Here is a 750-nt window from a genome sequence, read left to right on the forward strand (position 1 = left end):
ATCAGGATCGTCGACATGACCCATGTGCTTGCCGGCCCCTTCGCCACCGGCCCAGCTGGCGATGCTCGGGGCCGAAGTCATCAAGGTCGAGCCGCCCGAGGACCCCGACATGGCGCGCAGCGATGGCGGCGACAAAGTGCTTGCCGATGCCTTCATAGGCACGCGCTTTCTTACCACTGGCGCGAACAAGCGGTCGCTGACGGTGAACATCAAGACGGCCGAAGGCCGGGCGATCCTCGAGGCGCTGGTCCGGGACGGCGATGTCTTCGTCGAGAACTACCGCGCCGGGTCGTTCGAGGCGCTGGGGCTGGGGTATGAGGATCTGAAGAAGATCAACCCGCGGCTGATCTACTGCTCGCTGACCGCTTGGGGACAGGAGGGGCCCCGGCGCGGCCAGACCGGCTACGATCAGGTGATCCAGAGCTATTCCGGCATCATGTCGATCACAGGCACCGAAGCGACGGGCCCGCTGCGCTGCGGGCCGCAGCTGGTGGATATCGGAGCGGGGATCGCCACGGCCTTCGCGATCTCCAGCGCGCTCTTCCAGCGTGAAAGGACCGGCAGGGGGCAGAGGATCGACGCCTGCCTGACGGATGTCGCCTTCATGATGATGAGCGCGCAGATCACCGATGCGCTGCGCACCGGCCGCGAGATGACCTATGAGGGGCTGGAACATGGCAGCCCGACCTACAACCAGTTTCAGGCCAGCGACGGCAAGGTGATGCTGGCCGCCGCGAACCACCGGCAATA

General features: G+C 65.6%; 1 protein-coding gene. It reads left to right on the forward strand.

What is annotated here, in order from left to right; all coding sequences use genetic code 11:
* Positions 1 to 61: 61 nt before the first annotated feature.
* Positions 62 to 750 (forward strand): CaiB/BaiF CoA transferase family protein (locus CKO11_RS17130; protein WP_223641512.1); only part of this gene is annotated, 689 nt, incomplete at its 3' end.

This window comes from Rhodobacter sp. TJ_12 (assembly GCF_020023995.1).
Taxonomy (GTDB): Bacteria; Pseudomonadota; Alphaproteobacteria; order Rhodobacterales; family Rhodobacteraceae; genus Rhodobacter.